Source organism: Streptomyces sp. CB02959 (genome assembly GCF_002803155.1).
Taxonomy (GTDB): domain Bacteria; phylum Actinomycetota; class Actinomycetes; order Streptomycetales; family Streptomycetaceae; genus Streptomyces.
This window is the reverse complement of sequence record NZ_NNBP01000037.1, coordinates 15,217-33,199: the sequence shown is the minus strand read 5'-3', so window position 1 is coordinate 33,199 and position 17,983 is coordinate 15,217. Positions and strand designations below refer to the sequence as shown.

The window sequence follows — 17,983 nt, the reverse complement described above, 5'->3', positions numbered from 1 at the left end:
CTGGCGGCAGCCGGCGCCAATGTCGGCCCCATCGGGAACCTGTGCAGCTCTCGACCCCGAAGTGTGACCAGTCGGTCACCTGTGTGCGGCTCAGCCCCGGCGTCCTGCGTGAGCCGGATGGTGCCAGGCCAGTAGGCAATTCGCGTTCACAGATCGGGATGCTTCGTCGCCACCTGGTAGTACCCCGAGTGGAACACCAGAGGGGTACCGCCGTCGGCCTCGTACTGTTCGACCTCGCCGAGGAAGATGATGTGGTCGCCGGCGTCGAGGCGTTGGACGGTGCGGCATTGGAAGCGGGCGACCGCGCCGTCCAGGAGGGGGGTGCCGGCGATGCCGGGGGTGGTGGGGGTGTCGCGGAATTTGTCGTCGGCCGGGGTGGCGAACTGGCGGGACAGGTGGTGCTGGTCGGCGGCCAGTATGTGGACGGCGAAGTGCGAGGCGTCGGTGAAGTCCGGGAGGCTCGGGGCGTTCTTGCCGGGGCACCACAGGACGAGGGGCGGGTTCAACGAGACGGAGGTGAAGGAGTTCGCGGTCATGCCGACGTTGCGGCCGTCGGGGGCGCGGGCCGTCACCACGGTCACACCGGTGGCGTACTGGCCCAGTGCGCGGCGCAGTTCGCGGCCGTCGAAGCGGGCGGCGTGCTGGGCGCGCTTCTCGGCGAGGAAGCGGTGCGCCTCGGCCTCCTCGAACCACCAGCGGTAGAGGGTGCGCGGGTCGTCGAATCCGGCGGCGAGGGCGCCGGCGACCGAGGGGATTTCGGCCGCCGCGGTCAGGAGGTCGCGGTGGTGGGGACTCAGCTCGGTCAGGAAGGAGTTGGTCCAGCCGACGGCCCATTGAGCCCAGCCGCGCCAGAAGTTGTCGAAGGTGCGCTGCATCCACTGCGGAGTGAATTCGGCGGTGCCGTGGCGGAGGATGCTGTCGAGGTAGTGGGTCGCGGCCTGGGCCGCGTTGTTCGAACCCTGGCCGGTGATCGGATCGTTGAGGACGACGGCGTCGGCCATGCCGAGGACGTGCCGGCCGGAGGCCAGGCGGGCGACGGGGTGCCGGACGGTCGGAGTGAGCCTGCCGCGCAACACGCCGCCGCTGTCGGTGAGTCGGGAGTGCCGGTGGCGCTCGTATTCGTCGGGGAAGAACCGGTGGAGGAGTTCCAGTGAGCGGGTGAGGTGGCCTTCAGGCGTGCGGATGTCGTCCCAGCAGTCCATCGGGCCGCCGGGGACGCCTTCGAAGACCATGATGTCGCAGGGTCCGGTGGTGGTGAGGGCCGGGAAGGAGAAGTATTCGCCGACGCCGGGGACCAGGCGGTAGTGGACGGCGTCCTCCCCCTCCCGCGGTGCCGTTCCCGTGACGTACGTCAGGGCCAGCGCACGGCGCGGCCGGTCGTACGGGGAGAGTTCGGAGTTGCGCGGGAAGAGTTGGCTCAGCTCGCCCTTGCCCGTGGAGACCACGACGAGATCGTGCGTACGCGCGTACCACTCGAGGTCGTTGACGCCCGCCTCGTGCAGCACGATCTCGCCGCGGCCGCCGTCCGCGAACTGCTCGATCCAGGCGGCACACTTGACCCGCTGGTCGATGGAGTGGGCAGGGCCCTCCAGCGGCGCGCGCCAGGAGACGTCCGGAGAGCCGTGCGGACCGATGAGAGAGAACGCGATGCCGGAGATGTCCGGGGCCTGGTCCTCCCAGTGGTGCAGGCCGAGTTCGCGCTCGCTCTGCAGCGCGGTGTCGAACATGCACTGACTGGACATGACCGGGCCGCGGCGTATCTCGTCGGGGGAGCGGTCGGTGACCAGGCTGACGTCATAGCCGTGCGCCTGGAGCCCCAGAGCGAGTTGGGCACCCGCCTGCCCGGCTCCGATCACCGCGATCCTTCTCATGTCCTGCTGTCCTGCTCTCGTTTACGTTGCTGGCGCTGACGTAGCGTCAGTTGGTGTGTGTCCGCTCTTGACGGCAGCCGTTCAGGCACCGACCTCCGTCAGATAGTTCTTCGCGGCGACCGGGTCCATGAACCAGCGAAGCAAGTCGCGCGGGTCGTCGAATCCGTTGACGAAGCGGGCAGCGATACGGGAGTTGGCGCTCGCCGCGCCGAAGATCTCCAGGACGTGCTGCGGCGGGGCGCCGAGCATCGCGTTGGTCCAGGCCGTGGCGGACTGCGCGTTGTCCCAGAAGCGGCCGAAGGCCAGCTCCATGAACGCGGCGTCGTACGGGCGCTCGCCGTGGTCCAGGATGGTGGCGAGGTAGGAGGCCGCGCACTTCGAGGCGTTGTTGGATCCCTGGCCGGTGATCGGGTCGTTGAGGACGACGACGTCGGCGAGGCCGAGCACCTGCGCGCCGGAGGGCAGCGTGGCGACGGGCTTGCGGACGGCCGGCGCGAAGCGGCCCGCGAGGGTGCCGTTCCAGTCGGTGAGCGCGACATCGGTGCAGCGCTCGGCCTCCCACGGAACGTACGTCCGCAGCAGCTCCTGGAACTTCGCCAGCTGCTGGTCGGGGGCGAGCCCGTCGAAGCAGTCGAGCGGGCCACCCGGGATGCCCTCGAAGAACATGATGTCGCAGGGGCCGCTGGTGGTGAGGCTGGGCATGGTGAAGTACTCACCCACACCGGGGATGACGTTGAAGCTGACGCCGGGGCGGTCGGGCAGCGCTGCCATGCCGGTGACGTACGCCAGGGCCAGCGCGCGCTGCGGAGCGTCGTACGGGGAACGCATGGCGTCCCGCTCGAACAGCCCCGCGATCTCGCCCTTGCCGGCCGCGACGATCACCAGGTCGGACTCGGCGGCGTAGCGCTCCAGGTCCTCGATGCCGGCCTCGCAGAGTTCCAGATGGCCTCCGCGGCGCGCGAACTCGCCCATCCAGAGTGGCATTTTCACGCGCTGGTCGATCGAGCGGGCGGTGGCTTCAAGGCGGGCGTCGAAGGAGAGCGCCCGGCCGCCCTGGCCGTCGGCGATGCTCACGCCGAGACCCGCAATCGACGGGCAGGCGTCGCCCCAGAAGTCGAGACCGAGGTTGCGCTCGTGGGCCAGCGCGGTGCCGAACATGGCCTGGCTGGACATGACCCGGCCCTGGCGGATCTGGTCCGGGGTGCGGTTGGACACGATGGTGACGTCAAAACCGTGTTCGATCAGCCCGATGCCGAGCTGGAGCCCGGCCTGGCCGGCTCCGACGATGGTGATCTTGCGCATGCGGGGGTCCTCCGGGGGTTCGGGGTGTGCGGTTTTTGAGCGGTGCCGTGCAGCGCGGTGCGCTGTGCAAGCGTTTCGGCACGTGGCGGCGTCAACGCGTGGGCGGCGGTTGCGTGGAATGCGGCTGCCCGCCGGAGGGGGGCCGGCGGGCAGCCGCGGTAGGCCGGGTCACCCGTAGGACCGGGGGGAGGGCCCCCGGGTAACCCGGCCGGCTAGAGGGGCCCGGCCGAACCGGCGAGCCGGGGCAGCAGAGGCAAGGGTGCCGCGACGTACGGGGGTACGGCCTTGGCGGCCCTCGCCGCGTCGGTCCCGCGTAATACGCGCAGCGCGCATGCGAGGGGACTGTCCGCCGGGCGTGACTCCGCCTCTGACGAGCGCAGTCCGGCCCTGCACTCCCTGCATTGTTGATTCCCAGGATTCTCTCGGGTCCGCGGCGGTCAGGTGTCAATCTTGGTATGGCAAGATCACCTCCGCTATCCGGATCACGCGGGTTGCTGTCCCGATCGCGCATCTCGGCGGTGGAGGTTCACATGCCCGCTGACAAGTCCCCCCTCGCAAATCACCAGCGGTTCCATACAACGGACATTTGGGAGGCGCGGGCCGAGGTCGGCCGCGCCTTCTGTCCGCATGAGCTGCGCATCGTGCGGCGGTCGGCGACGCTCGACGCCCGGCTGCACGGTGCACCCTTCGATCGGACAGGTCTCTACTACCTCGATTACGGAACGGAAGTCCGGATCACACCGGGCGATCTGGAGAGCTTTTTCCTCGTCCAGATCCCGCTTGCCGGTTACGCCGAAATAACCTGCGGCCGCGAGGAGATAATTTCCTCCCCGGAACTCGCTTCTGTCCCCTCCCCGACCGGAAAGTTGGACATGCGCTGGGGTGACGGCAATCCGCAGCTGATCGTGTGGCTCGACCGATCGTCGCTCGAATCGCACCTGGGCAGTTTGCTCGGTCGCGCCGTGCGCCGCCCGATCTTCTTCTCGCTCGGCATGAACCTCACCACGCCGGGCTCCCGGTCCTGGCTCAACATCGTCGACCTCATGCGCCGGGAGGCGGAGGGTCCTGCTGGGATGACAAGCCAGCCCCTCGTGACAAAACAGCTTGAATCGCTGCTCATGACCCAGCTGTTGATGGCCCAGCCCAACAACTACACGTCGGCGCTGCTCGGCGAGCAGCCGCGCGTCGCGCCGCTCGCGGTCCGCCGCGCCATGGAGGTCATCGAGGAACACGCCGCCGAGCCGCTCACGGTCGCGGAGATCGCCGAATGCGTGGGCGTCGGCGTGCGGGCCCTTCAGGAGGGTTTCCGCCGGCACCTCTCCACAACACCGCTCGCGTATCTGCGCGAGGTCCGCCTGGACCGTGTCCGCAAGGAACTCCTGGCCTCCGACCCGGGTTCCGCGACCGTGACCGCCGTCGCCTCCCGCTGGGGCTTCCTGCACCCGGGCCGCTTCTCACTCGCGTACCGCCAACAGTTCGGGGAGTCGCCTTCGGAGACGTTGCGGTCATAGGGGAGCGCTGCACGCCCCGGCTCCTTCAGGGCGCCCGTCAACTCGTTTCGCGGGACTGCGCCGGCTGGACGCGCCGAGAGCATCCTGGCGCGGCCGTACCGCGAGCTGTACGCCGAGGCGACGAGAGCCTGAACGCCCAGGAGGCAGGGCCGCGTTCCACGCGGCGATGGACGCGCGGCGGGCGCGGTCGCGGGCACGGTCCCGCGGACTTGCCGTTCAGCGTCTGGCGCCTTGCCTCCGACCAAGTGGTGCGGGGCTCCGGAAGTCGGAACCCCGCACTGATGCACTCGGGCGAAGCAGCACACAGCAGTGCTGTGTAGCCGCTCTGTTGGCCCAAACGAGACTGCCTCAGGGCTGTCCCGTAATTGATCTTTGAGCAGACCAGGACAGGGTCGACTGGCCTTCGTCCGCCTTGGCGCCGGACTCTGCCCATGCCTTGCAGTCGTTCCGGTTGCCCGGGATGGGTGGTTGCCCGGGACGGGTTTGCCGATCGCCACGACGAGGCGGCTGTGGGCATCGATGACGACCTGGTGGTTGGTGGAGTACCGGCAGTTCTTGTACTGCTCGGCGACGGCGTGGTCGCGGGTAGGGACCAGGGTGCCGTCGACGATCAGCACGGTGTCCTTGCGGAACCGCTGCCGAGGCTTGAGCACCATCAGCGGGCCGACGTGGTCGATGATCCGGTCGGCCGCCGACTTGGAGACCCCGAATAGCGGCGCGAGCTGCCGCAGAGTCAGGTTCGTGCGCCAGTAGGCCGAGACGAGCAGAACCGGTCCTCCAAGGAGAGGCTCCACCGCCGGCCCGGACGCACCGTGTCGGCGCCCTCGCGACGCAGCATCGTGATCAACTTGCGGAAGTCGCGCGGGCTCAGCCCGGTGAACGGGGCTATCCAGGACGGCTCCGACGCCGTGAGCACACCAGCCACCGCGAGGTCATCTCACCCTCCTTTGCCGGGGGCTGGGCGCTCACGGCCGCTGTGCCTCGGCGAATCATGCTGTCTGGCGCTGTGTTCGCCGCGTGGACGGAGCCATCCGGGCTCGGACGGTCTGGACCGGCGAACCCATCAGGCAGGTCGGCGCCGCCGGTAGTAGGCCCAGGCCAGGGCCAGCACGATCGGCCCCCACAGCATCGCCGGGCTGACGCAGACCCGGGCCAGAGCCATCCACCAGCCGTTGCTGTATCCCACTTCGGGGATGGCTCCCGCCCAGGCGAGCGGGTACTGGTCGAACAGCGCCACCAGGATCAGCCCGCCCAGGACCGCCGGGATCACGGCGGCGAGCGGCGGCACGCGACGGCCACCGATGAACGGTATCCAGCGGGGGAACACCTCGCCCCAGCCGGCCACCAGCCCGGTGGTCAGCAGGCACAGCGCCTCGGTGAGCACGCTGAGCCCGACGACATAGCCCGGCGCCCACCAGGGCATGGGCGGGCGGTGCGGATCGATCGTGCCCATCGCGAAGCCGACGGCGAACGGGAGCCGCCACAGGCAGTGCGGCAGCACGATGAACGGGAGGGCCTTGGCGAGCCTGAGGGCCCAGGCGGGGATGGGGCGCTCGGTGTCGCCGAGCGGAAGGGCGAGACGTGTGATCGGCATGACCCCACCGTCGCCTGAACCTCAACGGCAGTGCGTCGGCCACACGCACGATCACGATCCCCCACGAGAGCTACCTCTCCATCATTCTGGTGGCCGACCGTTGGCAGAACCGAGCAGCCATATCGGAGGTCAGTAGAGGTCAGTAGAGGTCAGTAACGGGACAGCCCTTAGGCGCCACCCGTTGCGCGCGGGGCGCCCGGCGCCGCCGACCTTGGCTCTCAGGTCGACCTGGGCCTGACCGACCCGCCGCCGATCCCATCCGCGGCCCCGCCGGCCCCCATGTACGGCGTCTCCCCGGCGCCGCCGCTCCGGACGACACTGCGCCGGACACGAGTGGCGGGGAGATCTCACGGACGAGCAGTGGGCGGTGCTGGAGCCGTTGTTGCCGAAGGGGGGCGAAGGCGGCCCGGCTCAGCTGGCGGGCATCCGGCGGTACGCCCGGCCCCGCACGAAGAGGACGACGAAGGTGGTCGCGGCGATGAAGCACGCCATCATGCCGAAGGTCAGCAGGGCGTAACCCGTCTCGCTGATGCCCGGCACAGTGGTCACCGTGGTCATGGTGGCGGTGGTCTGTTCCGTGCGCTCATGGTCAGGATGATCGATGACGTACAGGATCTCCCCCACGATCCCCAGCACACACAGCGCCGCCCAGACCAGCAGCCATCCGCCCGCCCTGCCCCACCAGGGGATCCGCGGGCGCAGCGCGACCTGCGGGCACCGGACCAGCAGCACGCGCCCGAGGTCCGCGGCGTACGCGGCGAGCCCGTCCGTCCGCAGCCGGCGGCCGTCGGCGAAGCCGATCTCGATGCGGTAGCCGTTGCCGAGCCGGGTCGCGACGCGGTTGACGGCGTTGCCCTCGATGTGGAGGGAGGTGACGCGGTCCCAGGTCCAGCCGGCGGCCCCCCGCCGCGACGCGTGGACCAGGCCCCGCTCGCGCACCTCGAAGTATTCCCCGGGCTCGCCGCGCAGCACCCGGACGATCTGGGTCACCGCGACCCACACGGCGCCCAGCGCGAGGCCGATCAGCAGGCCGACCGCCCGGTTGCTGCGGGCCGACCCCTCGCTGGTGGCGGACAGGCCCCACACGCCCAGCCAGCCGGAGGGCACGGCGATGAGCAGGGCCCAGGTGGCGTTCACCCACCGCTTGCGGTGGTCGACCGGATGCCGGCTGAGCACCGGTCCGAGCTGGTCCAGAGCGTTCGCTCCCTCGATGGCGGTCACCGGCCAAGTCAAACACCCGAGGAGCGCGCACTCAACACCCGGGCTCGACCATGGAGTTGATTACGGCCGCCACGTGTCCCGGTAGTCCGGGTGGTCCGCGTACATCAGCGCGAGCAGCCTGAGCGGACCCTCCAGGATGCCGGCCTGGTACTGGGAGCGGTCCCACGCGTCCAGATCCTCCTGGGACGCCCGCTCCCCGCGCTCCTTGATCCGGCCGACGGCCGCGTCCCGCCGACGGGCCGTCTCCGTGTACTCGTCCACGATCCGCTTCAGAGCCGCGCCGCCGCGCAGCACCCGCGCCGGATTCTGCCGCGCGATGTACCGGCCCGTCGGCTCGTCCGCGATCTCGCACACCTCGCGCGGGCGCTCGCCGCCCCCGGGCGGGCCCTCGGCGATCAACCACCCAGCACCGAACAGCCACTCCCGCCCCAGTGCCGAGCGCGCCGCCCGTGCGTCGTCATCGAGCCGGGCGTACAGAAACCGCACAAGGTCGTCCATGGCGTCCCCTCCCTGTTTCAGGGCCTCTCAGAAGAACCCCCCAACACCGCAACAGCACATTGGCATACGGGCCCGCCTCACCGGTACGCACGATCAGCCGCGCTCCCGCCGACAACTTCTTGCGCCGCTGGTGCGGTACGAAGTCCAGGTTGGCGAACGGCCGCTCCACCAGGTCGAGATGGTCCCCGCGCAGCTCCTCCGCCACCGTGGCGCCCTCCAGCACCAGCTCGTCCACCAGCCCGGCGAAGACCTCCGCGAAGGGCGGCACCCCGGCCCGGAAGGCCAGGTCCACCACGCGCGGCCCGGCCGGGATCGGCATGCCGGCGTCGCGGACCAGCGTCTCGTCCCCGAGCCCAACTCGGCCAGCACGACCGCCAGATGGAGATTCAGGATGCCCGACTTCTTCACAGTTGTTCGACCTCCTCGGCCGTCGGATACGACTCCTGCGCCCCGCCTTCGTCACGGCCGCCGCGCCGACGCGGGTCGCGTAGCCCGCCGCCTCCGCGAGGCTCGTGCCCGCGCCCAGCCGCCAGGCGAGGGCGGCCGTGAAGACATTCATCGCTCAAGATCCACTTTCGACACACGGCCCAGGAGACCGCATGTCCGACGAGCCGACCCTCGGCGAGGTGGAAAGGCGTTTCGAGGATCGGCTCGCCGACGTCCGCGACGACATCCAACAACTCGGACGCCGCATCGACTCCAAGGCCAGCCAGGACGTCTACGACCTGGGCCACGAGGCCCTCGTGGCCCGCATCACCGCGCTGGAGACGCTGAGGGAGAAGGGCGCCGAGAAGCTGGTGGCGACTCGCCGGTGGCTGATCGGCGCGGTGGTCGTGCCGCTGGTCGGGATCCTGCTGCCCGTGGTGATCCTGCTACTCCAGGGATGGGATCGTGATGTGGCCGCAGGTGTGCGCGGACGAGCAGCGCCGGCGCCGCGGTGATGTGCTGACCGTGGCCGGCGCGCTGCTGCTCGGCGCGGTGGTCGCCTCGATCGTCCTCACCGTTCAGCACCTGAGCGCGGACCTGCAGGACGCCAACGCCGCGCGGGATGCCCTCGCCCGCCAGGTGCAGGCCCTCGGCGAGCGCCCAGTGGCTGGCCCACCGGGGAGTCGGGGCGACGCCGGCCAGACCATACGGGGACCGTGCGGGGTTCAAGGCCAGCAGGGCGAGCCCGGGGCACCCGGGGCGACGGGCCCGACCGGCCCGAGCGGAAAGCCCGGCGCCACTGGCAGGGCCGGAACCGCGGGGGCGACCGGCGCGGACGGGGCCCCCGGGCCCGCTGGCACCGACGGCGCCGCCGGCCAGGCCGGCCCGCCCGGCCCGCAGGGCGATCCCGGGCCGGCGGGCAAGGACGGCCGCGACGGGACGGACGGCCTGGACGGCCAGATCTGCCCCACCGGCTACCACCTCCAGGCCCCACCCGCCGATCCGGACGCTCTGGTATACCGCCGCGACAGCGCCCCCGAGAGCCCCGACCCCACCCCGTCAACATCACAGCTGGCCGGCCTCACTCCGGACCGACGTCGTGCCTGATCGCCGAAGCGCTCCTCTCTCGCAAGAGCCCTTCCCTATGCGCCACGTCGCGCGCCGTTTGGCCAGATGATGTCCACCGGCAGGCCTGCGGCACGCGCCAGTTCCACGGTGTCCGCTGTGCCCCCGCCCTTTCCGGAAGGCGGCGCGCCGTCCCAGACGGCTACGAGGCGGTCGGCGCGCTTGAGAAGTTCACCGTTGGCTGCCTCGTATGCCGCGCGATTCGCCGTCTCGTGCGGCATGGTCACCACGTTCGCCGCAGCGGTGAGGCGGTCGAACGTAGGCGCGTGGTCCGGCTTTACCTTGGCCTGCCGGTAGTCCTGTGAGGGCAGGATGACGACCAACCGTCCGCCCGCCGCGATCACTGCCTCAGCGAACAAAGTGTCCGAGCCACGCGCGAGGCAGGTGACTCCGACCAACTCGCCCTGGTGCTTCCCCAGCAGGCTCCGCAACTCATCCTGCACGAGCAACACGGTGCTCTCGCTGAGGTCCATGTGGCCGGTTACGGCGATGGTCGTCATGCCTTCTCTGCCTCCTACGTTGCCAGCAGGTCGCGAATGTCGTCCCGAGCCTCACGAAGCGGTCCCGGAACATCTCTGCCGACGGTATACGGGTAGAGCTGCGCGAGTTGCTGACGGACCCGCCCGGACTGGGTGAGCGCAGCGGCGCCCACAGCATGCCGGGTCGTCTCGGCAGCACCGGCGACATCACCGACGAGGAAGCTGCACTCGGCCAGTCCGATCCAGTCGAGGGCATGGCTCCGGCTGGCTTCCGGGCCTCGCTGGTCGAGCGCGGCCCGGATCGCGCTCGCGGCGGTCGGCGCATGCTGCTGGGGATCGGTGCGGGCGAGGTCGAGGAGTCGCCCGCCGGTCACGCCGGCGAGTTCGGCGCTGTCGAAGTAGCCAATCCAGTAGGGCTCTTCTTCGGTGCTGGCCGAAGTCAGGGTTTCCTCGGCCTGCCTAGTTGCCCGGTGGAAGGCTGCGTGCCTTCCCATCGCCGCGTAAGCCCATGCTTCGCGGGTGTGGAGCATGGCGCGCAGCCTCGGCCCTGCCGTGGTGCGGACGCCGTCCTGGGCAAGTCGGACCAGTTCGAGGGCGTCTTGCGGACGGTTGACGTAGAGCATCTGCCGCGCCATGCCGGCGAGGACGTTGGCCCCGAACCGGGCGTCGCCCGCCGCGTGGGCCGAGCGCAGCGCCACCCGGTAGTAGTCCTGAGCCCGCCGTTGCTGCCCCGAATCCCATGCCATGGTGGCCGCACTACCCGCAAGTTGGGCCATGACCCCGTACAAACGCCGTTCGATGTAGCCCTTTTGATGCTCTTCGAGCGCTGCGGTCACCTCGCTCAGCTGCCCCAGAATCGCCTTGCGTCGCAGCCCGCCGCCGTACTGGTGGTCCCAGCTGCGGAAGGCGCGTGCCGTGGCTTCCAGCGCATCGAGATCCCGCTCACCGAGTCGACCGCGGCGCCGGGGACGACTGTCGGCACTGGCGGGCTGGAGCCAACCTTCCAAGGCGTCGAGCAACGCCGTGCCCGTGACGGCAACGGCGGACAGGGCGCGCGTTGCTGCGCGGCGGTTCATCACGAGATCGCTCCTGGTTAGGTGGTCGGCTAGACCGACAGTGGCGTCGGGACGCCACGGCACCTCCTCGGAGGGTTGGCGTTCCTCGACAGTCGGGGATCCTGGGTGTTGGGCCTCTTGCTCCCATGGGCGAGGGGAGAGGCCCAACAGGGTGCCGGGGATCCCAAGGCCGTCGGCGATACGGCGAATCACCGAGATGGAGGTGACGTTGTGCCGCCCCGAGATGATGTTGGAGACCTTGCCGGGCGTGAGGTCGCACGCCGATGCGATCTTGTTTTGGCTGAGTCCTGCCCATTTCTTGATCAGGGAGAACGCAGCCGCGAAGTCGTGCTCCTCCAGTGCGCGGCGTAGGTCTTCACGCTCTAACACGTCGGGGCCAAGTGGCCTTGTTGGGGTGACCATCGGGCCCTCTTCCAGAGCGATCCCAGGCGCGACCCATCGTCGTGCTGCACCTCCAACGAGTCTATTACCGCCTCGGTAACCCCTGACGGTGATTCCCGCCCCGTCACTCAACCGGCACGCTCAGACCATCCCCACCAGATCGGAGCGAGGAATGGACAGGCCGCCGGACGCCACACTTAACGTGCCGATCGACTCCGAAACGATCGCCGACACGATCCGCCAGGCGCTGCGCCTCGGCTCGATCCGGCCGAGCCGGGAGGAACTCGTGGCCACGGACGAGGCGCTGCGCGGTCACGTCGCGCTGCTCCTCGTCGAGGCCCGCCGGATCACCAGCCCTCACCCGCCGGACCGCTACCGGCTCGACCGGATCACGAAACACATGGCCTTTTCCTTGGGTAAGGGCATACTGTCCGCGTACGCCGAGGTCCCCCAGCGCGCCCGGGACTGCCAATGGCTACTGGCCTACTACACCGCCAGCCGCGGTGAATACAGGCCCCGCCGCGCGGCCAGCGCTGCGCTTCCCGAGGCGCCTACCGCGGGGAGACAGGCGTGAGATTCCGGCAGTGCACCGCACGTCACCAGTGGCCCGCCCAACACCGGCCCCCGCGCCGCCCGCGGTGGGCCCGGTGCGACGGCGGCCGCAAGCACAAGGGCGGCCACCGCACCCGGCTCCCCGAGCTCGGGCTCGACCTGCGGTGGGCGGAGCGATGACGACGACCAGCGAACCCCCGTACGGCGTGATGGCGGGAACCATCGGCGACGACGTGATGACCGTTCACGAACTCGTCTGGGTCGCCGGCAAGCAGCGGCCGAAGTGCGGCGACGGCGCCCCGGACGACCGGGCCGAGGAGTGGTTCCGCCGAGTGAACTGCCCCTACTGCCTGGACGACGAGCAGGCCCCCGCCGCCTGACCACACAGCCCCCGGCGCACGGGTCGCCGGGCGCGCTCCTCACGCCACACCCGGGGTTTTCCTCTTTTCTCCCCGGCGATGGCGGACGAGAGCGCAGCACCCGCCCCAGGTTGGACGCCGCGCCGGGCAGGCGCACCCATCTCCTTTACCCCGCGACTAGGACACAGCCATGGCGACACCCACCCCCGATGATGATGAGTTCTTCAACGACGTCCTGTCCCTCGGGGCAGCGGCGAACGCCTCCCGGGACGAAGGCCTGCCACCCGCGGCGCGCGAGATGTTCAACGACCTTGCCGCCGAGCGGGCCAGCGACTTCGCCCGCAAATACGGCAGCGACAGGGGGACCGGGTGACCACGGCGAGGGACGAGTTCACCGACCCGGACGGCCGCAGGGTCGGGTGCCTCGCCCTCTTCCGCAACACCGCCGGCCACCCCCTGATGCTCCGCAAGCGCAACCGGGACGAACTCCCGTGGTGCCTTCCCGGCGGGTGCGCCGTCGGCGGCGAGTCCGCCCTCGCGGCGCTGCGCCGAAAGGTGCTGGAGGAGACCGGGCTGCACGCCACCCCCGGTCTGCTGCTGGTCGAGCACCACATGCCGGCCACGGCCGGACGGGCAGAGGGGAGCAACCTGGTCTTCGACTGCGGCGAACTCTCGCCCGAGGCGGAAGTCCGTTTGAAGAGCGAGGAGTTCAGCGAGCACGCGTTCATCGCCCCGGACCAGCTCGCAGACGCAGCACAGCCCCACACCGCCGCGCGGGTGCAGGCCGCTCTGTACGTCGCCAAGGTGGGCGGCGGAGCGCTGTTCCTGGAAGGCGCCAGCCGGCCGTACGAGCCCTAGCTCCGACTCCCGTCCGGCCGCCTGGCCAAGTCCGGCCGGACGGGGCCCGCACGTCCCCTCCCCTTGATACGCGGGACGTGCGGAGCACCGGCCGCCCGGACTTTCCACCCTGGTCCGGGCTGCCACCCACCCCGCCCCGGTGCCCCTTGGTGAGGACGGTCGCCGGGGCGGGTCACCAGCGCTCCACAAGGAGGAGTCCATGCCCTTACTGTCGCGCTCGCTCGCCCCACTGGGCCCGCAATTCGCCTGGCTGGAGATCACCGGATTCTGCAACCTGAAGTGCCGCCAGTGCTACGCCGACTCCTCGCCCGAGGGGACGCACGGCACGATGACGGACGCCGACTGGTTCCGGGTCCTCGACGAACTCGCCGCGCTGCACGTCCGCGACGTGCAGTTCATCGGCGGGGAACCCACCCTCCACCCGTCCCTGCCCGCCTACATCGCCCACGCCCGTAAGCACCACATGCGGATCGAGGTGTTCAGCGACCTCACCCATATCACCGGCGAGGTATGGTCCGCGCTCCAACTTCCGGGCGTCCGGCTGGCGTTCAGCTACTACTCCGACGACGGCGACGACCACGACGACGTGACCGAGAACCGCGGCTCCCACGCCCGCACCCGCGCCAACGTAGAGAAGGCCAAGACCCTCGGGATCCCCCTGCGCGGCAGCGTGATCAACGTCCTCCAGGGCCAGCGTGCGACCCAAGCCCGCCGCGACCTGCTCGACATCGGTCTCCGCGATGTCCGCACGGACAAGATCAGGCCGTTCGGCCGCGGCGCCAACGGCACCGGCCCGGACATCACCAAGCTGTGCGGACGCTGCGGACGCAACAAGTTCGCCATCGCACCCAACGGAGACGTGTGGCCGTGCGTGTTCGCCCGCTGGATGACCGCCGGCAACGTCCACGAACAGAGCCTCGCCGCCATCTACAACGGCGCCGCGATGCAGGGCGCCCGCGCCGAACTCGGCCGCGCCTTCCCCGACAAGATGCCCACCGCGAGCGACCCGAGTTGCCTGCCCGACTGCAACCCGTCCTTCGACACGTGCTCGCCACAGCTCGCCTGCGCTCCGGACGCCGTGTGCGGGCCGACGGACGGTGCGGAGGAACTGGCCGAGCCGATCATGTCCCCGCACCGCTCGGTGCGATACGACAACCCTCGGATTGCCGGTACGGACTGCTGAACACGGCTCCACCAACGGGGGAACGTCCGGGCGCGGGGGTGAGTGCGGCAGCACGTGCGAGTAGCGTGACATCGCTCTCGCCCCCCGCCCTACGGAGAAGCCCATGAGCGCCAGCGCGACCGACCTCTATCTGTCCCGCCGGGACGCGTACGCCGCGTTCCTCAGCGCCGCCGACGACGAGTCGTCGGTGTGCTGGTGGAAGGCCGATGGCCAGTACCCGAGCGTGGACGCGACACGGCAGGCGCAGGACGCGGCGTACGCGGCCACCCGGGACGCGTTCAACCGGATCGTGGTCGAGCCGGTCGGACCGCACAAGGAAGCTCACGCCGTCATCGAGCAGATCCGACAGCTCGGCCGGGCCGGCACGGAAGAACAGGACTGGGTTCGTTCAAGAAGGCCCGTGAGGTGTTCGTCGACGCCGCCCGTGCCTGCCTCACAGAGACCCTCGGCAGCACACCGGAGGCCGAGCAGGGCTGACCCTTCCCCGAGCGCTACCCGGTGCACGACGCCCCCGTTTTGCCCCTTGCGGGCGAGGACGGGGGCGTTGTCGTCGGCGGTACCGCGATGTCCTTGAGAGCCGTGTCGAGGGATCCACTCGTGAGCATGTGGACTCTGATCATGGAAACGGCCCCTCACTCAGTGGATTGGGGGTGTTTACCTCACGGTTTACCTGGGTGGGCACAGACGGATTTGAACCGCCGACATCTGCTTTGCAAGTTCGATCGAGCCGCGCATCAGTTCTCGACTCCGGCACCGGCCACGGATCATCGGGCGGGCCCGCGCGGGCATGCACCACGTTGGTCACCCGCGGATGCGCACACAGCACCTCGGCAGTCCCGTCGGTGCTGCGGTCATCCACCACATAGATGTCGTCGCACCACCGCGCCAGCCCATCCAGCGCCGCCCCCAGGCCCGGCCCGCCGTTGCGCACCCGCATCAGACCAAGAACATGCACTACGCCCCGAACCAGACCACGACAGACGAACTGCACTCTACGGCCGACAAGGCCAGGGAGATCAGCAGGAGGCGAGCCGCTGCCACTGATGGCGCTCCCGCCGGCAACCGGCTGCTGTCCTTCCTCCGGTGGGCAGCAGCAGGAGCCGTCTTGTATGAGAGCGCCGCCGGACTGCACTCCACTCACACTCAACCTCACCAGGCACAGTGCCGTCTTCCCAGTCACATACGTGGTGTTTGGGAGGTTTGCATGCTGGTCGTGGAGGAGATCGCCCAGGGGGCTGGCGAGGTACAGCTGTACCGGGAACTGTACGCGGGCACGCCCATGGAGATGCCGGAGCTCACCAGCAAGCCGTGGCCGGCACCGGCAGGGGTCCTCGCCGCGCGCCAGGACGGCGAACTGCTGGGATGGGCGGTGTACTTCAGCAGCGGACACCCGGGCGGCACGGCCATCCTTCAGTGGATCATGGTCCGGCAGGAACGCGAACGCCTCACCACTGGCTACAACACCGCCTCCCCGGCCACCACGGCGGACATCGACGCAATTGCCGCTCTCGCGGCCGAGGCAGCCCGGCACGCCAGGCGGGCCGGCTACACCGAGATGCAGTGGTCCCCGGCCGAGCCCGGCCTCGCCGAGGGCATCACCGCCCGCCTGAACGCCAGGACCGTCAAGGACGAAGACGGCTTCTACTCATACCAACTCGCCTTGTGACCACGCCGCTTCACGCCGAGGCTCTGCTCGAACCGCTTGTCGCGGCCTCGTGGGGATCGCGCAGGGGCAGCAGGAGAGCGGATGATGGGGCGGCCCCAGCGACAGCCAGTGTCGCCTCATTGTGCAGGCGTACACCGCGGTCTACGAGGAAGCGTGAGATACGGGGATCCCCAGCACAGCCCGGCCGGAGCACCCGCGGTCGACCAACTCCGCCCGATCCTCAAGTGCTCTCGGCTGCTCATCCCCGTCAGCGAACACGGGCCACCAGCAACATGCCTGACATGCCTCACTTGGCTCTACCGCTCTGAGCTGCAGAAATACTTGATAGCCCTAGATAACCGGCGGCTACGGGAGACCCGGGCCTGCGGTCCGCGGGACGTCCGGGGCAGCGGGCACTTGCCAGTCCGGCGAGCTCGCCGGACGTGACCGGCCATGGGCCTCCCGGCACCTGACCGGTCACAGTGACCGACGTGCAGGTGACCGGTGGCCGATGGGCCCGCGACCGGTGACCGTCCCGGCCCTCATCGGACACCGGTCACGACCGATCCACGTCCATCGGTCACCCGTCCACTGTGACCGGTCACCCTCGCCTTGCCGCGGCGGCCGGATGGGCTTGCCCGGCACCTCCCCGGGCTTGCCGTGCGCTACATCCACCGGTCACGAGGGCTTGCCCGATCGGCCAACAGGGCTTGCCCGGCCGCGACACAAGCCTGCGACCTGCACTTTGACGCCCGGGGCATGCCTTCGGGCAAGCCGGCAAGAGGAGCGAGAAGGGGGAGGGGACGCGCGGTGTCCGGCGGACATGGCGCGGGCGCCGTCCCGGCCGACACGGCTGTCCGGGCCTTCGGTGGCGACTCGGCGGTGGCCGACGGGCGGGCCGTGGACGCCGGCGGCGCGACCGGCCCGGTGACCGATGACCGGGGGAGCGGCCTCGCGCGCAGCCCAGATGCTCGTCGTATCCCGGCCCGGCATCGGCCACGTGACCGACGAGGCGGTCCGAGACGCCGGGCCCGGGCGCGGGCATGGGCCCAGCCGGACATCGGGCCGGAGAGCCGCGGTCGATCCACAGGGGCCGATCGTCGGTGGTGGTCTGGCGTGCCCGGTGATCCGCTATCGCGAGGAAGGATTCGGCGGCCGACCAGGGCGTCAGCTCGATGCCGAAGGCGCTGGCCGCGCCCGGGCCGTGGAGGTGGACCAGGCGGCCGGAGAGGTAGACGACGTCGCCTTTGCGGAAGGCGCCGGTATACTTGGGGGTTCCGTGCCGGAACCGTGTGCGGTCGCGCGGAGGGCGAGGGCGCTCCACCCGCCGCACCAACCTCCTACGTCAGTACGGCGACGCGGTCCCCGACCCCTTCGTCGACTACCTCGAACTCGAAGAACTCGCCGCCCAGGCGGACATCTACGCCTCCCAGGTCATCCCCGGCATCCTCCAAACCCACCACTACGCCCACGCCGTCATCGAGGGCAGCCGCCGCTGGCGAACCGAACGAGAAGTCAAGACGTTCGCCGAACTGCGCATGCAGCGCGCAGCGGTACTCACCCGCGAGGCTCCACTCCCGGTCCGCCCCGTCGGCGACGGCCGGCCGGCTCGCCCGGACCGCAGCGAGCCGGCCGTGCCGCCGAGCACGTGTGGGGCATCCGTACGACCGCTGGTGCCGCATCAGGCGACGTTCGCCCTGCTGACTACCTCGCGGAGCCGTACGTCGGGTGCGTGCTTGTTCTGCCAGACGATGTAGCGGCGGATCATGCTGCCTTGCTCTTTGCGGCTGGCGCGGTCGGTGCCGTCAAGAGCGAAGTAGCGCAGGGCGGTGAACTGGGCCTCGATGCGGTTGAGCCACCTGTCTCAGCCCGACGACTTCTCGATCGGCAGGCACCGTGGCC

Annotated in this window: 18 protein-coding genes and 6 pseudogenes; 11 read left to right on the top strand and 13 right to left on the bottom strand. The window is 70.1% G+C overall.

The window, feature by feature from the left end:
- Window positions 1–146 precede the first annotated feature (146 nt).
- The 3 genes and pseudogenes from CG747_RS51160 to CG747_RS40185 all read right to left on the bottom strand — a co-directional run.
- A pseudogene (locus CG747_RS51160) lies at window positions 147–587 on the bottom strand (flavin reductase family protein); the annotation flags it as partial.
- A 69-nt stretch (window positions 588–656) separates the two neighbouring features.
- Window positions 657–1,871, bottom strand: a pseudogene (locus tag CG747_RS40190) (styrene monooxygenase/indole monooxygenase family protein); the annotation flags it as partial.
- A gap of 81 nt (window positions 1,872–1,952) precedes the next feature.
- The gene (locus tag CG747_RS40185) at window positions 1,953–3,173 is read right to left on the bottom strand and encodes a styrene monooxygenase/indole monooxygenase family protein (protein WP_100606839.1); all 1,221 of its coding nucleotides are present in this window, start codon (window positions 3,171–3,173) and stop codon (window positions 1,953–1,955) included.
- 530 nt (window positions 3,174–3,703) lie between these two features.
- Between CG747_RS40185 and CG747_RS40180 the strand changes: the two genes are divergently transcribed.
- Complete coding sequence (locus CG747_RS40180; RefSeq protein WP_100606838.1) at window positions 3,704–4,684, top strand: AraC family transcriptional regulator; 981 nt, start codon at window positions 3,704–3,706, stop codon at window positions 4,682–4,684.
- 393 nt (window positions 4,685–5,077) lie between these two features.
- Here CG747_RS40180 and CG747_RS40175 read toward each other — a convergent pair.
- The 6 genes and pseudogenes from CG747_RS40175 to CG747_RS50215 form a co-directional block, all read right to left on the bottom strand.
- Window positions 5,078–5,609 (bottom strand): annotated as a pseudogene (locus CG747_RS40175) (transposase family protein); the annotation flags it as partial.
- Window positions 5,610–5,747: 138 nt separating this feature from the next.
- Complete coding sequence (locus tag CG747_RS40170) at window positions 5,748–6,278, bottom strand: hypothetical protein (RefSeq protein WP_100606837.1); 531 nt, start codon at window positions 6,276–6,278, stop codon at window positions 5,748–5,750.
- A 411-nt stretch (window positions 6,279–6,689) separates the two neighbouring features.
- Window positions 6,690–7,499 carry a hypothetical protein gene (locus tag CG747_RS40165; RefSeq protein WP_100606836.1) on the bottom strand — a complete coding sequence of 270 codons (810 nt, stop codon included), beginning with the start codon at window positions 7,497–7,499 and terminating at the stop codon, window positions 6,690–6,692.
- A gap of 60 nt (window positions 7,500–7,559) precedes the next feature.
- A complete protein-coding gene (locus tag CG747_RS40160; protein WP_146022243.1) occupies window positions 7,560–7,997 on the bottom strand; it encodes a DUF6221 family protein in 438 nt (145 codons plus the stop codon).
- Between the two features lie 43 nt (window positions 7,998–8,040).
- Window positions 8,041–8,405: pseudogene (gene rbsD, locus CG747_RS40155) on the bottom strand (D-ribose pyranase); the annotation flags it as partial.
- Window positions 8,402–8,559: pseudogene (locus CG747_RS50215) on the bottom strand (ribokinase); the annotation flags it as partial. The pseudogenes rbsD and CG747_RS50215, both read right to left, overlap by 4 nt.
- A 37-nt stretch (window positions 8,560–8,596) precedes the next feature.
- Here CG747_RS50215 and CG747_RS40150 point away from each other — a divergent pair.
- Entirely contained in the window at window positions 8,597–8,938 is a 342-nt protein-coding gene (locus tag CG747_RS40150; RefSeq protein WP_100606834.1) for a hypothetical protein, read from the top strand.
- Entirely contained in the window at window positions 8,892–9,530 is a 639-nt protein-coding gene (locus tag CG747_RS50835) for a collagen-like protein (protein ID WP_100606833.1), read from the top strand. Before CG747_RS40150 ends, CG747_RS50835 begins: the two co-directional genes overlap by 47 nt.
- A gap of 35 nt (window positions 9,531–9,565) precedes the next feature.
- Here CG747_RS50835 and CG747_RS40140 read toward each other — a convergent pair whose 3' ends face one another.
- Window positions 9,566–10,048, bottom strand: coding sequence for a hypothetical protein (locus CG747_RS40140; protein ID WP_100606832.1), 483 nt, complete (start codon window positions 10,046–10,048; stop codon window positions 9,566–9,568).
- 14 nt (window positions 10,049–10,062) lie between these two features.
- Complete coding sequence (locus CG747_RS40135; protein WP_100606831.1) at window positions 10,063–11,505, bottom strand: helix-turn-helix transcriptional regulator; 1,443 nt, start codon at window positions 11,503–11,505, stop codon at window positions 10,063–10,065.
- Between the two features lie 181 nt (window positions 11,506–11,686).
- On the opposite strand from CG747_RS40135, the gene CG747_RS40130 reads away from it, so the two are divergent.
- The 6 genes from CG747_RS40130 (at window position 11,687) to CG747_RS40110 (ending at window position 14,436) form a co-directional block, all read left to right on the top strand.
- Window positions 11,687–12,058 (top strand): DUF6415 family natural product biosynthesis protein, encoded by a 372-nt coding sequence (locus CG747_RS40130; protein WP_146022242.1) that lies wholly within the window; start codon window positions 11,687–11,689, stop codon window positions 12,056–12,058.
- A complete protein-coding gene (locus CG747_RS48515) occupies window positions 12,055–12,216 on the top strand; it encodes a hypothetical protein (protein ID WP_180985920.1) in 162 nt (53 codons plus the stop codon). The genes CG747_RS40130 and CG747_RS48515 overlap by 4 nt, the downstream gene beginning before the upstream one ends.
- A complete protein-coding gene (locus CG747_RS40125) occupies window positions 12,213–12,416 on the top strand; it encodes a hypothetical protein (protein WP_100606829.1) in 204 nt (67 codons plus the stop codon). The genes CG747_RS48515 and CG747_RS40125 overlap by 4 nt, the downstream gene beginning before the upstream one ends.
- 169 nt (window positions 12,417–12,585) lie before the next feature.
- A complete protein-coding gene (locus CG747_RS40120) occupies window positions 12,586–12,768 on the top strand; it encodes a hypothetical protein (protein WP_100606828.1) in 183 nt (60 codons plus the stop codon).
- Window positions 12,765–13,253, top strand: a complete 489-nt coding sequence (locus CG747_RS40115; protein WP_180985919.1) for an NUDIX domain-containing protein — start codon at window positions 12,765–12,767, stop codon at window positions 13,251–13,253. The genes CG747_RS40120 and CG747_RS40115 overlap by 4 nt, the downstream gene beginning before the upstream one ends.
- A gap of 199 nt (window positions 13,254–13,452) precedes the next feature.
- Window positions 13,453–14,436 carry a radical SAM/SPASM domain-containing protein gene (locus CG747_RS40110; RefSeq protein ID WP_100606826.1) on the top strand — a complete coding sequence of 328 codons (984 nt, stop codon included), beginning with the start codon at window positions 13,453–13,455 and terminating at the stop codon, window positions 14,434–14,436.
- Between the two features lie 616 nt (window positions 14,437–15,052).
- Here the strand turns inward: CG747_RS40110 and CG747_RS47610 are convergent.
- Window positions 15,053–15,373, bottom strand: coding sequence for a glycosyltransferase family 2 protein (locus CG747_RS47610; RefSeq protein ID WP_146022241.1), 321 nt, complete (start codon window positions 15,371–15,373; stop codon window positions 15,053–15,055).
- 267 nt (window positions 15,374–15,640) lie between these two features.
- Here CG747_RS47610 and CG747_RS40100 point away from each other — a divergent pair, with 267 nt between their 5' ends.
- On the top strand, window positions 15,641–16,102 hold the full coding sequence (locus CG747_RS40100) for a hypothetical protein (protein WP_100606824.1): 462 nt from the start codon (window positions 15,641–15,643) through the stop codon (window positions 16,100–16,102).
- 1,271 nt (window positions 16,103–17,373) lie between these two features.
- A complete protein-coding gene (locus tag CG747_RS47605; protein ID WP_146022240.1) occupies window positions 17,374–17,838 on the top strand; it encodes a Scr1 family TA system antitoxin-like transcriptional regulator in 465 nt (154 codons plus the stop codon).
- Here CG747_RS47605 and CG747_RS50830 read toward each other — a convergent pair.
- A pseudogene (locus tag CG747_RS50830) lies at window positions 17,763–17,939 on the bottom strand (transposase); the annotation flags it as partial. The gene CG747_RS47605 and the pseudogene CG747_RS50830 sit on opposite strands and share 76 nt — an antisense overlap.
- Window positions 17,940–17,983: the final 44 nt, after the last annotated feature.

What these genes read in the sequence shown, in the direction of transcription:
- CG747_RS40120 (WP_100606828.1), top strand. Translation starts at nt 12,586, where the DNA reads ATGGCGACACCCACCCCCGATGATGATGAGTTCTTCAACGACGTCCTG.
- CG747_RS50835 (WP_100606833.1), top strand. Translation starts at nt 8,892, where the DNA reads ATGTGGCCGCAGGTGTGCGCGGACGAGCAGCGCCGGCGCCGCGGTGAT.
- CG747_RS40140 (WP_100606832.1), bottom strand. Translation starts at nt 10,048, where the DNA reads ATGACGACCATCGCCGTAACCGGCCACATGGACCTCAGCGAGAGCACC.
- CG747_RS40170 (WP_100606837.1), bottom strand. Translation starts at nt 6,278, where the DNA reads ATGCCGATCACACGTCTCGCCCTTCCGCTCGGCGACACCGAGCGCCCC.
- CG747_RS40150 (WP_100606834.1), top strand. Translation starts at nt 8,597, where the DNA reads ATGTCCGACGAGCCGACCCTCGGCGAGGTGGAAAGGCGTTTCGAGGAT.
- CG747_RS40125 (WP_100606829.1), top strand. Translation starts at nt 12,213, where the DNA reads ATGACGACGACCAGCGAACCCCCGTACGGCGTGATGGCGGGAACCATC.
- CG747_RS40185 (WP_100606839.1), bottom strand. Translation starts at nt 3,173, where the DNA reads ATGCGCAAGATCACCATCGTCGGAGCCGGCCAGGCCGGGCTCCAGCTC.
- CG747_RS40100 (WP_100606824.1), top strand. Translation starts at nt 15,641, where the DNA reads ATGCTGGTCGTGGAGGAGATCGCCCAGGGGGCTGGCGAGGTACAGCTG.
- CG747_RS40110 (WP_100606826.1), top strand. Translation starts at nt 13,453, where the DNA reads ATGCCCTTACTGTCGCGCTCGCTCGCCCCACTGGGCCCGCAATTCGCC.
- CG747_RS47610 (WP_146022241.1), bottom strand. Translation starts at nt 15,373, where the DNA reads ATGCGGGTGCGCAACGGCGGGCCGGGCCTGGGGGCGGCGCTGGATGGG.
- CG747_RS40180 (WP_100606838.1), top strand. Translation starts at nt 3,704, where the DNA reads ATGCCCGCTGACAAGTCCCCCCTCGCAAATCACCAGCGGTTCCATACA.
- CG747_RS40135 (WP_100606831.1), bottom strand. Translation starts at nt 11,505, where the DNA reads ATGGTCACCCCAACAAGGCCACTTGGCCCCGACGTGTTAGAGCGTGAA.
- CG747_RS40160 (WP_146022243.1), bottom strand. Translation starts at nt 7,997, where the DNA reads ATGGACGACCTTGTGCGGTTTCTGTACGCCCGGCTCGATGACGACGCA.